14 protein-coding genes are annotated in these 14,679 nt (G+C 68.8%); 7 read left to right on the top strand and 7 right to left on the bottom strand.

The annotated features are described in order from the left end of the window. Positions 1–99: 99 nt before the first annotated feature. The 5 genes from ACFYZ3_RS35370 (at position 100) to ACFYZ3_RS35350 (ending at position 7,967) form a co-directional block, all read left to right on the top strand. Positions 100–1,647 carry a Stp1/IreP family PP2C-type Ser/Thr phosphatase gene (locus ACFYZ3_RS35370; protein ID WP_388526603.1) on the top strand — a complete coding sequence of 516 codons (1,548 nt, stop codon included), beginning with the start codon at positions 100–102 and terminating at the stop codon, positions 1,645–1,647. Between the two features lie 27 nt (positions 1,648–1,674). After that, positions 1,675–3,111: an FtsW/RodA/SpoVE family cell cycle protein gene (locus tag ACFYZ3_RS35365; protein WP_109029186.1), complete on the top strand. Its 1,437-nt coding sequence runs from the start codon at positions 1,675–1,677 to the stop codon at positions 3,109–3,111. Beyond that, positions 3,108–4,580 (top strand): peptidoglycan D,D-transpeptidase FtsI family protein, encoded by a 1,473-nt coding sequence (locus tag ACFYZ3_RS35360; protein ID WP_388526600.1) that lies wholly within the window; start codon positions 3,108–3,110, stop codon positions 4,578–4,580. The genes ACFYZ3_RS35365 and ACFYZ3_RS35360 overlap by 4 nt, the downstream gene beginning before the upstream one ends. A gap of 190 nt (positions 4,581–4,770) precedes the next feature. Further along, positions 4,771–6,789: a Stk1 family PASTA domain-containing Ser/Thr kinase gene (gene pknB, locus ACFYZ3_RS35355; RefSeq protein WP_388526597.1), complete on the top strand. Its 2,019-nt coding sequence runs from the start codon at positions 4,771–4,773 to the stop codon at positions 6,787–6,789. 155 nt (positions 6,790–6,944) lie between these two features. Beyond that, positions 6,945–7,967, top strand: coding sequence for a restriction endonuclease (locus tag ACFYZ3_RS35350; RefSeq protein ID WP_388526594.1), 1,023 nt, complete (start codon positions 6,945–6,947; stop codon positions 7,965–7,967). Here ACFYZ3_RS35350 and ACFYZ3_RS35345 read toward each other — a convergent pair whose 3' ends face one another. From ACFYZ3_RS35345 to ACFYZ3_RS35325, 5 genes are read right to left on the bottom strand one after another with little or no spacing between them, the layout of a single operon-like run. After that, complete coding sequence (locus tag ACFYZ3_RS35345) at positions 7,968–8,729, bottom strand: class E sortase (RefSeq protein WP_388526591.1); 762 nt, start codon at positions 8,727–8,729, stop codon at positions 7,968–7,970. It lies immediately after the preceding gene. A gap of 13 nt (positions 8,730–8,742) precedes the next feature. Beyond that, entirely contained in the window at positions 8,743–9,783 is a 1,041-nt protein-coding gene (locus tag ACFYZ3_RS35340; RefSeq protein WP_388526588.1) for a class E sortase, read from the bottom strand. Beyond that, positions 9,780–10,418, bottom strand: a complete 639-nt coding sequence (locus ACFYZ3_RS35335) for an aminodeoxychorismate/anthranilate synthase component II (protein ID WP_388526586.1) — start codon at positions 10,416–10,418, stop codon at positions 9,780–9,782. Before ACFYZ3_RS35335 ends, ACFYZ3_RS35340 begins: the two co-directional genes overlap by 4 nt. Beyond that, positions 10,415–10,612, bottom strand: coding sequence for a hypothetical protein (locus tag ACFYZ3_RS35330; protein WP_162832944.1), 198 nt, complete (start codon positions 10,610–10,612; stop codon positions 10,415–10,417). The genes ACFYZ3_RS35335 and ACFYZ3_RS35330 overlap by 4 nt, the downstream gene beginning before the upstream one ends. A gap of 45 nt (positions 10,613–10,657) precedes the next feature. Further along, positions 10,658–11,437 (bottom strand): DUF881 domain-containing protein, encoded by a 780-nt coding sequence (locus ACFYZ3_RS35325; RefSeq protein WP_388526583.1) that lies wholly within the window; start codon positions 11,435–11,437, stop codon positions 10,658–10,660. 150 nt (positions 11,438–11,587) lie between these two features. Here ACFYZ3_RS35325 and crgA point away from each other — a divergent pair, with 150 nt between their 5' ends. After that, positions 11,588–11,842, top strand: coding sequence for a cell division protein CrgA (crgA, locus tag ACFYZ3_RS35320; protein ID WP_003975080.1), 255 nt, complete (start codon positions 11,588–11,590; stop codon positions 11,840–11,842). Between the two features lie 267 nt (positions 11,843–12,109). On the opposite strand, the gene ACFYZ3_RS35315 is transcribed toward crgA, so the two are convergent. Both ACFYZ3_RS35315 and ACFYZ3_RS35310 read right to left on the bottom strand, forming a co-directional pair. Continuing rightward, the gene (locus ACFYZ3_RS35315; protein WP_115743071.1) at positions 12,110–13,003 is read right to left on the bottom strand and encodes a rhomboid family intramembrane serine protease; all 894 of its coding nucleotides are present in this window, start codon (positions 13,001–13,003) and stop codon (positions 12,110–12,112) included. Between the two features lie 104 nt (positions 13,004–13,107). Beyond that, on the bottom strand, positions 13,108–13,641 hold the full coding sequence (locus ACFYZ3_RS35310; protein WP_361013904.1) for a peptidylprolyl isomerase: 534 nt from the start codon (positions 13,639–13,641) through the stop codon (positions 13,108–13,110). 320 nt (positions 13,642–13,961) lie between these two features. Here ACFYZ3_RS35310 and ACFYZ3_RS35305 point away from each other — a divergent pair, with 320 nt between their 5' ends. Continuing rightward, on the top strand, positions 13,962–14,660 hold the full coding sequence (locus ACFYZ3_RS35305) for a DUF5324 family protein (RefSeq protein WP_361013901.1): 699 nt from the start codon (positions 13,962–13,964) through the stop codon (positions 14,658–14,660). Positions 14,661–14,679 lie beyond the last annotated feature (19 nt).

Raw genomic sequence — 14,679 nt, 5'->3', positions numbered from 1 at the left:
GGCGGCCGGCACCCCGGGCCCCGGCGCGCTCCCGACCGGAGGGTGGGCAGTGTGGCTCGACACGACCGGCTGCAGTCGGAGCCGACGGGCGAGGTGCGCATGAGTCTGTCACTGCGCTTCGCCGCCGGATCCCACAAGGGCATGATCCGGGAGGGCAACGAGGACTCCGGCTACGCCGGTCCCCGCCTGCTCGCCATCGCCGACGGCATGGGCGGCCAGGCCGCCGGTGAGGTCGCCTCCTCCGAGGTGATCTCCACCATCGTCGCCCTCGACGACGACGTGCCCGGCTCCGACGTCCTCACCTCCCTGGGCGCCGCCGTCCAGCGCGCCAACGACCAGCTGCGGCAGATGGTCGAGGAGGACCCCGCCCTGGAGGGCATGGGCACCACGCTCACCGCCCTGCTGTGGACCGGCCAGCGCCTGGGCATGGTCCACGTCGGCGACTCCCGCGCCTACCTGCTGCGCGACGGCGTCCTCACCCAGATCACCCAGGACCACACCTGGGTGCAGCGCCTCGTCGACGAGGGCCGGATCACCGAGGAGGAGGCGGGCACCCACCCGCAGCGCTCCCTGCTGATGCGCGCCCTCGGCAGCGGCGACCACGTCGAGCCCGACCTGTCCATCCGCGAGGTGCGGGCCGGCGACCGCTACCTGATCTGCTCCGACGGACTCTCCGGCGTCGTCTCCCACCAGACGATGGAGGACACCCTCGCCAGCTACCAGGGCCCCCAGGAGACCGTTCAGGAGCTGATCCAGCTCGCCCTGCGCGGCGGCGGCCCGGACAACATCACCGTCATCGTCGCCGACGTCCTCGACCTCGACACCGGCGACACCCTCGCCGGACAGCTCTCCGACACCCCCGTGGTCGTCGGTGCCGTCGCCGAGAACCAGGCCCAGATGGGCGACAACGGCATCATGCAGACCCCGGCCGGACGCGCCGCGGGCCTCGGCCGGCAGGGCGGACAGCGCGGCGGGGGCGGCGAGTTCGGCCCGCCCGGCAGCGGCGACGTCACCGGCTTCATCCCCACCGGCGGCTTCGACGACTACGGCCCCGACGACTTCGTCAAGCCCCGCAAGAACCGCAAGTGGCTCAAACGGTCCCTCTACACCGCCCTCGCCCTCGCCGTCATCGGCGGCGGCACCTACGGCGGCTGGCGCTGGACCCAGACCCAGTACTACGTCGGCACCAACGACGACCACCTCGCGCTGTACCGGGGCATCAGCCAGGACCTCGCCTGGGTCTCGCTCTCGAAGGTCCAGAAGGACCACCCCGAGATCGAACTCAAGTACCTGCCGCCCTACCAGCAGAAACTGGTCGGGGCCACCATCCCCGAGGGCGACCTCAACGACGCCCGGGCCAAGATCGAGGAACTGGCGATCCAGGCCTCCGCCTGCAAGAAGCAGGCCGCCAGGCGCACCGCGGAGACCGAGAAGAACGCGAAGACGGGCGAGGGCGAGGCCGGAGGCACCACGGGAACCACTCCCGCCTCCTTCACGTCCAAGGCCTCACCCAGCCCGAACCCGTCGGGCTCACCCGAGGCACCCGAATCGTCCGAGTCCCCGTCCACGACCGCACCCACTCCAGGCTCAGGACCGACCCTCTCGGAGGAAGAGCAGAAGGTCGTCTCGCTGTGCGGTAAGCAGTAGGCAAGCCGTGAGAGGCCCTTTCACACGATGAGCAGTACTACCAACCCGTCGACGCACCACACGTCCACGATCGGCGCCATCGGCGCCCCGAGCCGGCGCAACACCGAGCTGGCTCTGCTCGTGTTCGCCGTCCTCATCCCGGTCTTCGCCTACGCCAACGTGGGCCTCGCCATCAACGACGAGGTGCCCGCGGGCCTGCTGAGCTACGGCTTCGGCCTCGGCCTGCTGGCCGGCGTCGGCCACCTCGTCGTGCGCAAGTTCGCCCCGTACGCGGACCCGCTGCTGCTGCCCCTGGCCACGCTGCTCAACGGCCTCGGACTCGTCGCCATCTGGCGCCTGGACCAGTCCGAACTGCTCCAGAGCATCCACCAGGCCGGCAACGCCGCACCCCGCCAGCTGATCTACACCGCGATGGGCATCGCCCTGTTCGTCGCCGTGCTCGTCTTCCTCAAGGACCACCGCGTCCTGCAGCGCTACACCTACATCTCCATGGTCGGCGCCCTGTTCCTGCTGCTGCTCCCGCTCGTACCGGGCCTCGGCAAGAACATCTACGGCGCCAAGATCTGGATCCAGGTCGGCTCCTTCTCCATCCAGCCCGGCGAGTTCGCCAAGATCGTCCTCGCGATCTTCTTCGCCGGCTACCTGATGGTGAAGCGCGACGCGCTCGCCCTGGCCAGCCGCCGCTTCATGGGTCTCTACCTGCCGCGCGGCCGCGACCTCGGCCCGATCCTGGTCGTCTGGATCGTCTCGATCCTGATCCTCGTCTTCGAGACCGACCTCGGCACCTCGCTGCTGTTCTTCGGCATGTTCGTGATCATGCTGTACGTCGCCACCGAGCGGACCAGCTGGATCGTCTTCGGCATGCTGATGTCCGCCGTCGGCGCCGTCGGCGTGGCCACCTTCGAACCGCACATCCAGCAGCGCGTCGACGCCTGGCTCGACCCGATGCGGGAGTTCATGCTCTCCCGCGCCAACCAGGTCGGCCACTCCGAGCAGGCCATGCAGGCCCTGTGGGCCTTCGGCTCCGGCGGCACCCTCGGCACCGGCTGGGGCCAGGGCCACTCCGAGCTGATCCGCTTCGCCGCCAACTCCGACTTCATCCTCGCCACCTTCGGCGAGGAACTCGGCCTCGCCGGCCTGATGGCCCTGCTCCTGCTCTACGCCTTGATCGTGGAACGCGGCGTGCGCACCGCCCTCGCCGCCCGCGACCCCTTCGGCAAGCTCCTCGCCATCGGCCTCTCCGGCGCCTTCGCCCTCCAGGTCTTCGTCGTCGCCGGCGGTGTCATGGGCCTCATCCCGCTCACCGGTATGACCATGCCCTTCCTGGCCTACGGAGGCTCCTCCGTCATCGCCAACTGGGCGTTGATCGGCATTCTGCTGCGCATCAGCGACACCGCGCGCAGACCGGCACCCGCCGCGCCCGCCAACCCCGACGCCGAGATGACCCAGGTGGTCCGACCGTGAACAAGCCACTGCGCCGAATCGCGATCTTCTGCGGCCTCCTCGTCCTCACCCTCCTCATCCGGGACAACTGGCTCCAGTACGTCCAGGCCGACGAGTTGAAGGAGGACGAGCACAACCGCCGGGTCGCCATCGAGCGGTACGCCAGCCCCCGCGGCGACATCATCGTCGACGGCAAGGCCATCACCGGACACGCCACCACCGAGGGCGACTTCAAGTACAAGCGCACCTACAAGGACGGCGCCATGTGGGCGCCCGTCACCGGGTACGTCTCCCAGGCCTTCGGCGCCACCCAGCTCGAGTCCATCGACGACGGCATCCTCACCGGCAACGACGACCGGCTCTTCTTCCGCAACACCCTCGACATGATCACGGGCAAGAAGCGCGAGGGCGGCAACGTCGTCACCACCCTCAACAGCGCCGCCCAGAAGGCCGCCTACGACGGCCTGAAGAAGCAGGGCGCCAAGGGCGCCGTCGTGGCGATCGAGCCGTCCACCGGCAAGATCCTCTCGATGGCCTCCTACCCGTCGTACGACCCCACCGTCATCGCGGGCAGCAACGACGCGGCCGGCGAGGCCTGGAACAAGCTCCAGAAGAAGAACAACCCCGACGACCCGATGCTCAACCGCGCCCTGCGCGAGGTCTACCCGCCCGGATCCACCTTCAAGGTGGTCACCGCGGCGGCCGCCCTGGAGCACGGGAAGTACGACTCGGCCGACGAGAAGACCGACTCCCCGCTGCCCTGGACGATGCCCGGCACCACCACCGAGCTGAAGAACGAGGGCAACATCCCCTGCGAGGACGCCACCCTCCGCGAGGCCCTGCGCGTCTCCTGCAACACCGTCTTCGGCAAGCTCGGCTACGACCTCGGCAACGACAAGATGCTGGAGACGGCCAAGAAGTTCGGCTTCACCGAGGAGCAGTTCGTCCCGGTCCGCTCCAGCGCCTCCGTCTTCTCCGAGGGCATGAACGACTCCCAGGTCGCGCTCTCCTCCATCGGCCAGTACAACACCGCGGCCACCCCGCTGCAGATGGCCATGGTCACCTCGGCCATCGCCAACAACGGCACCCTGATGAAGCCGTACATGGTCGACGAGCTCCAGGGCCCGGGCCTCGACACCGTCGAGAAGACGGACCCCGAGGAGATGAGCAAGCCGCTGTCCGCGGACAACGCCCAGATCCTCCAGTCCATGATGGAGACCGTCGTCGAGGACGGCACGGGAACCAACGCCAAGATCGACGGCGTCAAGGTGGGCGGCAAGACCGGTACCGCACAGCACGGTGTCGACAACAGCGAGAACCCCTACGCCTGGTTCATCTCGTACGCCAAGGCCGACGACGGCAGCTCGCCCGTCGCCGTGGCCGTGGTGATCGAGGACGAGAACGCGGTCCGCGACGACATCTCCGGCGGCGGCCTCGCGGCACCGATCGCCAAGAACGTCATGGAGGCCGTCATCGACAGCAAGAAGTGACCGCGCCATGAACGGGGCGTGACTCCGGTCACGTCCCCTTCACATCGGCGCACGTTGCGATACCGGTCCTGTATCGGCTGCCCGGCTCGGCCAAAGCGCCAGGAGCGAGCCGGGTACGGTAGGCCGGACGGCAGCCTCCGACCGTACAAGCATGCCGGTCGGGACCGACGGAGAGGGCTGGTAGGTAACCATGGAAGAGCCGCGTCGCCTCGGCGGCCGGTACGAGCTGGGCCCTGTGCTCGGCCGTGGTGGCATGGCGGAGGTTTACCACGCTCATGACACCCGGCTCGGACGCCAGGTGGCGGTGAAGACACTCCGCGCGGACCTCGCGCGTGACCCGTCCTTCCAGGCCCGCTTCCGCCGGGAGGCCCAGTCGGCCGCCTCGCTCAACCATCCCGCGATCGTGGCGGTCTACGACACGGGCGAGGACTACATCGACAACGTGTCGATCCCGTACATCGTCATGGAGTACGTCGACGGCTCCACACTCCGTGAGCTGCTCCACTCCGGCCGCAAGCTGCTGCCGGAGCGGACGCTGGAGATGACCATCGGCATCCTCCAGGCACTGGAGTACTCGCACCGGGCCGGCATCGTCCACCGCGACATCAAGCCGGCCAACGTCATGCTCACGCGCAACGGCCAGGTCAAGGTCATGGACTTCGGCATCGCCCGCGCCATGGGCGACTCCGGCATGACGATGACCCAGACCGCCGCCGTGATCGGCACCGCCCAGTACCTCTCCCCGGAGCAGGCCAAGGGCGAGCAGGTCGACGCCCGCTCCGACCTGTACTCCACGGGCTGCCTGCTCTACGAGCTGCTCACCGTGCGCCCGCCCTTCGTCGGCGACTCCCCGGTCGCGGTCGCCTACCAGCACGTGCGCGAGGAACCGCAGGCGCCGAGCGTCTTCGACCCCGAGATCACGCCCGAGATGGACGCGATCGTGCTGAAGGCCCTGACCAAGGACCCCGACTACCGCTACCAGTCGGCCGACGAGATGCGCGCGGACATCGAGGCCTGCCTCGACGGCCAGCCCGTCGCCGCCACCGCCGCACTGGGCGCCATGGCCGCGGGCGGCTACGGCGCCTACCCCGACGACCAGCCGACCACCGCCCTGCGCTCGGACGGGGGCGGCGGCGCCACGACCATGCTGCCGCCCATGAACCCGGACGACGGCGGCTACGGCTACGACGAGCGCCCCGACCGGCGCCGCCAGCAGCCCCGCAAGAAGAACACCTCCACGATCTTCCTGGTGCTGGCCGGCATCCTCGTCCTGGTCGGCGCCATCCTGATCGGCAAGTACGCCTTCAGCGGGGACGGAGGGCCGGGCAACGACAAGGTCCCGGTGCCCGCCTTCATCGGCCTGAGCAAGGCCGACGCCCAGCAGCAGGCCGACAACATCGACCTGGTGCTGACGTTCAAGCAGCAGGAGTGCGAGGACCAGCCCAAGGGCAACATCTGCGCCCAGGACCCCAAGCAGGGCACCGACGTCGAGAAGAAGTCCACCGTCAACCTGGTGGTCTCGACCGGCGCACCCAAGGTCGCCGTCCCGAACGTCATCGACAAGAACATCGACGAGGCCACCAAGCAGCTCGAGGACAAGGGCTTCGAGGTCGAGACCAAGCAGACCGAGTCCTCCCAGGACGAGGGCACGGTCCTCAGCCAGGACCCCGACCCGGGCAAGGAGCTGGAGAAGGGCTCCACGGTGACCCTGGAGGTCGCCAAGGCCGAGGAGAAGGCCACGGTGCCCGACGTCGTGGGCCGCACCTGCGACGAGGCCAAGGCCCAGGTGGAGAGCGGCGGCGACCTGACGGCCGTCTGCTCGGACCAGCCGACGAACGACCCGAACCAGGTCGGCAGGGTCATCTCCACGACGCCTTCGGCGAACACGCCGGTCGACAAGGGCTCCAAGGTGACGATCGTCGTCGGCAAGGCCGTGGAGAAGACGAAGGTGCCGGAGATCCGCAACAAGACCGTCGCGGAGGCCCGGCAGATCCTGCAGCAGAACGGCTTCACCAACGTGCAGGTCGCGCAGGGCTCCCCGGGCGACGACAACGCGAGGGTGGTCGCCTCGAACCCGCAGCCCGGCAGCGAGGTCGACGACCCGGCCGCCACGCCGGTCACGCTGATGACCATCCCCGGCAACGGAAACGGCAACGGCGGGAACGACAACGGCGGCGCCATCGGCGGCCTCCCCGGCTTCGGCGACTGACCCGCCCGACCCACCGATCAACCGGAGCCCCGGTCCCTCAGCTCAGCTGAGGGACCGGGGCTCTGTCGTACATGCCGACATGCGTCGATCGTGTCTTCGTATGTCATGACTCGTTTACTCAGGGTGACCGCACGAACCCGATCGAGAGGCACACCATGATCAGCGAGACGGCCCTGCTGGAATCACCGGCCCTGCGCAGCGGAGTCCTCGACCGCACGGACGTCCTCGACCGCGTGAAGGTGCTGTCACTGCTGCCGGACGGCATGCACGTGACAACGGCGATGGTGGCGACCTACTTCGAGGTCGGCATCGAGGCGATCAAGTCACTCGTCAAGGACCACCGGGCGGAGCTGGAAGGCAACGGCTACCACCTTCTGACCGGCGAGCCACTGAGGTCCTTCAAGAACCTCAGTGGCACCCAGTCGCGTGCCCGCTCGGTGGCGCTCTTTTCCCGCCGCGCCGTCCTCAACGTCGCCATGCTCCTCCGTGACAGCGAAGTCGCACGTCAGGTGCGTGTCTACCTCCTGGACATGGAGTACCTGGCCCGCACACAGCCTGTGGAAAACCCGACGCCGACAGACACTTCCGCCCTTGACGCCCGCATCGACCAACGCATCACCCACATCCTCGGCCGGACCGTCGTACCGATGTTCAACTCCCTGATCGCCACCTCCGGCGAACACCGCCATGAGCTCATCGAACTCCGCGAGGACATCGAGAACGTCGAACGCAAACTCTGCTGGCACCACAAACGCCTCGCCACGCTGGAAGGCGACACCCCCGCAGACGACGTCAGAGCGACGATCAACGCCATGACATGGCAGGCCTTCGAGCACCACGTCGCCGGGCTGATGCAGCGTGACGGGTGCGTCGACGTCGTCGTACGCAAGGCCCGCACCGACCGGGGTATCGACATCACCGGATGCACCGCCGACGGACGTACCGTGGCCGTGCAGTGCAAGAACCGGGCCGGGCGTTGGACCGTACCCAGTGCCGACATGCAGAAGTTCGCGGGAGCGGCGCGTGCCATCGACCCCGTGGACATCGCCCTGTTCGTCGCCACCTGCAACTTCACCCACGAGTCGGAGGCGATCGCCAAGCTCAGCGGCGTCATCACCGTGAACCGCGACGAGCTGGAAGCCTGGAGCGCCGGAGTGCGTCTCAAGGCGCTCCGCTAGTCACCGCAGTTCCTTCGGCGGCGTCCGGTCCCCGTCCACCTTCTCCGTGCGGACCAGCTCGCCCCACACCACGTAGCGGTAGCGGCTCGTGTAGACCGGCGTGCAGGTCGTCAGGGTGATGTAGTGGCCGGCCTTCTTCTTGCCGGACTCCTTGGGGATGCCGTCGAGGACGTCGACGTTGAACTTCGAGGTCTCGCGGAGGACGGCGTACGTCTTGTACACGTACCAGGTGTCCTTCGTCTCGAAGACGATCGGGTCGCCCTCCTCGATCTTGTCGATGTTGTGGAACTTGGCGCCGTGCCCGTCGCGGTGGGCGGCGAGCGAGAAGTTGCCCTTCTTGTCCGAGGTGGGCAGCGTCGCCTTCACCGGGTCGGTGTAGTAGCCGGCCACGCCGTCGTTGAGGATCTTCATCGACGTGCCCTTCTCCACCAGGACGTCACCCTCGCCCATCGCCGGGACGTGCAGGAAGCCGATGCCCGCCTTGGTGTCCAGCGCCCCCGGACCGTCCGGGCCGTTCCCGCCCACCCGGTCCTGGGCCCAGTTGTCACGGACCTTCTCGGCCTGCTTGTCCGCCGCGCGGTCGGCGACCACGTTCGTCCACCACAGCGAGTACACGACGAACAGGCCCATCACCAGACCTGCGGTGATGAGCAGTTCGCCGAGGACGCTGACCGCCTGCGCGACGATCCGGCCGGGACGACGCCGCCCGCGACCGCCCGTCTGGGCGTGCTCCTGGTGCTCCGTGTCGGTGGTCGCTGCCACTGGTCATCCGCCCTTAACTGACGAGCGCATCCGGCTTGCCCTTGCTGCGCGGCCGTTCCTCGACCATCTTGCCCCACACGATCATGCGGTACTTGCTCGTGAACTCCGGCGTGCAGGTGGTGAGGGTGATGTAGCGGCCGGGTCCCTTGAAGCCGGACTGCTTCGGGACCGGGTCCAGCACGCTCACGTTGCTCGGTGAGGTCACCGGCAGGATCGACGCCATCTTGTAGACGAAGTACTTGTCCTGCGTCTCCACGACGATCGGGTCGCCCGGCTCCAGCTTGTTGATGTACCGGAACGGCTCACCGTGCGTGTTGCGGTGCCCCGCGAGCCCGAAGTTGCCGGTCTTCGCGTCCGGCATCGCCGTCTTCAGCCCGTCCTCCGCGTAGTGCCCGACCATGCCCCGGTCCAGCACCTTCTTGCTGCTGATGCCCTCCGCGATCGGCACCACCACGTCCAGCTTGGGGATGTGCAGCAGCGCGAAACCCTGGCCCGGTTCGAACGACCCGGGACTGCGCTTGCCGTTCGCCCAGTCGTCCTGGAGGTTGCTCGCGGCCTGGTTCGCCTGCGCGTGCGCCCGCACGTTCGTCCACCACAGCTGGTAGGTGACGAACAGCAGCATCAGCACGCCGGTCGTGATGAAGATCTCACCGATCGCCCGGCTGGCGATCACCGCGGCGCCGGGCTTGCGCGCCCGGGCCTGCCGGCGGGCCTCCACGCGCGACAGAGGCGCCTTCCGGCTCTCCTCGGCCTCCTCCTCCGGAGCCTGGCCCCTGGGCGCCCCACGGCGCCCGTGACGCCGTTTCGCGGCCTTCCTGCGAGCCGCGCGACCGCCGCCCACGGGACCATCCCCGGCAGAAGCGGCGACGGAGCCGCTCTCGGCGGCCGTCCGGCGCACCGGCGGCTCCGGGACCCGCAGCGCCACCGTCTCGTCGTCCAGGAGCGGCGGCCGGTACTGCTCCCCGAACGCACCGGAATCCCCGTACGGCTGTCCGTACGAGGATCCCTGGTCACCGGCCGTGCCGGAGTCGCGCTCGGGGCGCAGTGCGGTCACGCCGTGGCCCTGCCCACCACCGGGGCGAGCCCCGCCGACCTCGCCACCGCCCCCTGGTCGCCGCACTCCACCAGCCAGTTGGCCAGCATCCGGTGCCCGTGCTCGGTCAGCACCGACTCCGGGTGGAACTGCACGCCCTCGACGAGCAGTTCCCGGTGACGCAGGCCCATCACGATCCCGTCCGGCGTACGGGCCGTCACCTCCAGCTCCGCAGGCACGGTGCCCGGCTCCGCCGCCAGCGAGTGGTACCGCGTCGCCGTGAACGGCGAGGGCAGCCCCGCGAAGACGCCCCGGCCGGTGTGCTCCACCGGCGAGGTCTTGCCGTGCAGCAGCTCCGGCGCCCGGTCCACCACACCGCCGTAGGCCACCTGCATCGACTGCATGCCCAGGCACACACCGAAGACCGGCACTCCGGTGGCCGCGCAGTGCCGCACCATCTCGACGCACACCCCGGCCTGCTCCGGCGTGCCCGGGCCCGGCGACAGCAGCACACCGTCGAAGCCGTCCTGGGCGTGCGCCGTCGACACCTCGTCGTTGCGCAGCACCTCGCACTCGGCGCCGAGTTGGTAGAGGTACTGGACGAGGTTGAAGACGAAGCTGTCGTAGTTGTCGACGACGAGGATGCGCGCGCTCACTGGTTGTCCACCGTCACATCGTTGAAGGGCAGCAGCGGTTCGGCCCACGGGAAGACGTACTGGAACAGGACGTAGACCACGATCATCGCCAGCATGAGCGAGAGCAGCGCCTTCACCCAAGCGTTCCCCGGCAGATGCCGCCAGATCCAGCCGTACATGCCGTCCCTTCCGTCGCACCACGACGCCAGACTCACGTCGTACCGCACCAGACTAGCGGCGCGCGGCCCTCGGGAACGGCCCTAATCCACAGGCCGGGCATAGTGCAGGTCCGCCGTGCCGGAGTAGCCCGGCAGGGTCACCCGGCCGTCGTCCTCGACCTTCCAGCCGAGCCCGTACACGTTGACGTACACCATGTAGTTCTGGATCGCCGGCGACTTCGCCAGCGCCTTCTTCAGCCGCTCCGGGTCGCCGACCGCCTGGATCTTGTACGGCGGTGAATAGACGCGGCCCTGGAGGATCAGCGTGTTGCCCACGCAGCGCACCGCGCTGGTGGAGATCAGCCGCTGGTCCATGACCTTGATGCCCTCGGCGCCGCCCTGCCACAGCGCGTTCACCACGGCCTGGAGGTCCTGCTGGTGGATGACCAGGTAGTCGGGCTGCGGCTCCGGGTAGCCGGGGAGCTTCGCGGTGGCGTCCGGCGGGGCGTCGTCGAGCGTGACGGTGACCGCCTCGCCCTTCAGCTTCTGCGTGCCCGCCTTCTCCTCCAGCGCCGCGAGCTTGTCGTCCTCCGACTTCGTACGGCCGTCGTCGCGTTCCGCGAGCGATTCGACGTCCTCCCGCAGGGCTCCGTTGGACTCCTCCAGATCGCCGTTCTCCCGACTGCGCTCGTGGATGAGATCGGACAACTTGAGCAAAGAGGAGTCCGTACGGATATTGGTGCCCTTCGCGGTATTGAAGCTGGTGAAGAAGATAAGTCCCGCGAGCGCGAAGACGGCCGCCGTCAGTACCCGCACGGGCCGGAAACGGCGCCGGCGGACAGGGCTGGATCCCGTCCCGGGGGAGTCGGCAGAATTGCTCAACGTACCCTTATCTCCTTCGGCGCCACGGAAGGACTACGCTAACGGACGCCCGGGGGAGCGCTCAGAGTCCCCTCGTCCCATGTACGCCGCACCCGAGACCGAGCCCCGTTCCCTGCGCGGCCACGCAGCGCATCGACAGGAGAGACCCTCGTGCCGAAGTCACGTATCCGCAAGAAGGCCGATTACACGCCGCCGCCCTCGAAGCAGGCGACGAGCATCAAGCTGACCAGCCGCGGCTGGGTGGCGCCGGTGATGCTGGCCATGTTCGTCATCGGCTTGGCCTGGATCGTCGTCTTCTACGTCACCGACGGTTCCCTGCCCATCGACTCGCTGGGCAACTGGAACATCGTGGTGGGCTTCGGTTTCATCGCCGCGGGGTTCGGCGTCTCGACGCAGTGGAAGTAGCCCCGGCGGCGGCTCCGCGGTAGCTCTGCCCAGGGGTATTCGCGGAGTTATCCACAGGCATTGTCCACACGCTGGGGAAAAGAAAGACGATCTGTGGATAACCCACCCGGCGTTGACGCCGGTGTGACGGAAGTACCGGCTGGACCCAGCTTCCGAAAGCATGTTCGCCCCCTGCCTGACCTGCGATAACACTGGTCAGCGTCAGGGGGCACATGTGTTCCCGCACGCTGTGCACAAGATCCGCCACCGACTGTGGACAACGGGCGCTCAGGTGAGCTGCGCCGACCTCAACAGGGTCAGGCCGACGACGACCAGGAGGACCAGCGCACAGGTGCCGTACTGGACGAGCGTGCGCCGCTCGCGGGGCGCGTGGAGCATGGCGTAGCCGATCACGGCACCCGCGACGAGGCCGCCGACGTGGGCCTGCCAGGAGATGTTGCTCCGGGTGAAGGTGAAGATGAGGCTGATCACCAGCAGGATGACGACCGGCCGCATGTCGGCGTTGAGCCGGCGCACGAGGGCGGCGGTGGCGCCGAAGAGGCCGAAGATCGCGCCGGAGGCGCCGAGGGTGGCCGTGGTGGGTGAGGCCAGCAGATAGGCGAGCACGCTGCCGGCGAGGCCGGAGACGAGGTAGAGAGCGAGGTAGCGGGCTCTGCCGAGGGCCGCCTCCAGGGGGCCGCCGAGGAACCAGAGGCTGATCATGTTGAAGCCGATGTGCCAGATTTCCTCGTGGGTGAACATCGTGGTCACCAGCCGGTACCACTCGCCCTCCGCGACGCCCTCGGTCGGGACGAAGGGGGCGGGGGGCCAGCGTCCGATGAGCACCATGTCGCTGAGGAAGGACGACGGGAGCGCCTGGACGGCGATGAACACCGCCACGTTGATCCCGATCAGGATCTTGGTGACGAGGTGGGGGTCGGCGGCGACGGTGCCGCCCGCGAGGGTGCGGGGCCGGGAGGCGCTCGGGGCCGGGCCGGTGGCCCCCGGGGTGCGGCCGGCGGCGCAGTCGGGGCAGTGGAAGCCGACGGAGGCGTTGACCATGCAGTCCGGGCAGATGGGGCGCTCGCAGCGGGTGCAGCGGATGCCGGTCTCGCGGTCCGGATGGCGATAGCAGCCGGGCAGGCTCTGGGCATCCGGTCGGCCGGCGGCCGCGTGGTCCATGGCATCCCCTCGGTCGTCCCTGCGGGCGGTGTGTGCAGATGCACCGCCCCGCCCTTCTCTACGGATGAGCGGGGCGTTTGGTTCCTGCCCGGTGTGGCGGGGTGTCAGGCGTTGCGTGTCTCGACGACGACCGACTCGATGACGATGTCGGTGAGGGGCCGCTCGGTGCGTGGGTTGGTCCGGGCGGCGGCGATGGTGTCGACGACCTTCTGACTGGCCGCGTCGGTCACTTCGCCGAAGATCGTGTGCTTGCGGTTCAGCCAGGTCGTCGGGGAGACGGTGATGAAGAACTGCGAGCCGTTGGTCCCGGGGCCGGCGTTGGCCATGGCCATCAGGTAGGGCTTGTCGAAGGCGAGGTCGGGGTGGAACTCGTCGGGGAACTGGTAGCCGGGGTCGCCGGTGCCGTTGCCCAGCGGATCGCCGCCCTGGATCATGAAGCCGCTGAGGACCCGGTGGAAGACGGTGCCGTCGTAGAGCCTGGCCATGGACTTCTCGCCGGTGGCGGGGTGGGTCCACTCCCGCTCGCCGCGGGCGAGCTCGACGAAGTTCTTGACGGTCCTGGGTGCGTGGTTCGGCAGCAGCCGGACCTCGATGTCACCTTGGTTGGTCTTCAGGGTGGCGTAGAGCTGCGCGGCCACGAGGTGCCTTCCGTCGTCCTGTTGTGCGCACCGATCCTCGCACGGTCGGGGGTGCGTTCGGCGCTCTTACCGCTGGGTCACGAGCGTGGGCCGCCGATCCGTGGCATGGTCGTGGACAGGCTCGTGTTGCCCGGTATTCATCGGTTATTGACGTTGATCAGCTCTTGTTCGCAACTTCATCACCACTTGCCCCAGAGGACGCGGCGGCATCGTCCGTGACCCGGATGCCCGCCCTCGCATGCCTGGCGGCGCGTCCGCAGGCATGATCCGTAAAAGGGTGGAAAGTCGAATTACCGTACGCCACCGAGGAGGAGGAACCCGTGACCCGCATCGACAGCGTGCGCGCCGCGACCGGTTCGGCGAAGGACAGCGTGCTGCACGCCGCGGAAGTGGTGGCGCCCTACGCCGACACGGCCAAGGACAGGGCCGCTCACTATGCACAGGAGGCGCGCGTACGGCTGGCGCCCAAGGTGTCGCAGGCCACGTGCCAGGCGCGCCTGCAGTACGGCACCCATGTGGCGCCGCGGCTGGAACAGGCCCGTACGCATGTGCCGCCGAAGATGGACGCGGCCGCGCAGGAGGCCGCTGTCCGTACCCGGCTGGCTGCTCGGCAGGCGGCCGACTACTCACGTCCGAGGATCGAGCAGGCGGTGGCCGCGGCGGGTCCCGTGCGCGACGAGGCCACGGCGCGCGGTGCCGCCGCGCTGGCCGCGCTGCGTGGTCAGGTCACGGCGAAGGAGATCCAGAGGCTGACGCGCAAGCACCAGCGTCGGGCCAGGGCGGGCCGGGTCGCCAAGGTGCTCGCGGTGGTGGGCGTCGTCGCGGGCGGTGCCTTCGCCGCGTGGAAGTGGTGGGACAAGCAGGCCAACCCGGACTGGCTGGTGGAGCCGCCGGAGGCGACGGAGGTTCCCGAGTCGGGTCGGCTGACGTCGGTGGACGGCACCGGTGAGGCGGTCCTCGATCCCGAGGTGCAGGCCAAGCAGGCCCAGGATGAGGCGGAGGGCGACGAGCCCCGCTGATCCCGGCTCGCCGTAGCGG

The organism is Streptomyces sp. NPDC001599 (genome assembly GCF_042893535.1).
Lineage (GTDB): Bacteria > Actinomycetota > Actinomycetes > Streptomycetales > Streptomycetaceae > Streptomyces.
Note: the sequence above shows the minus strand (reverse complement) of the source record. Positions and strands in the feature narration are given on the sequence as shown.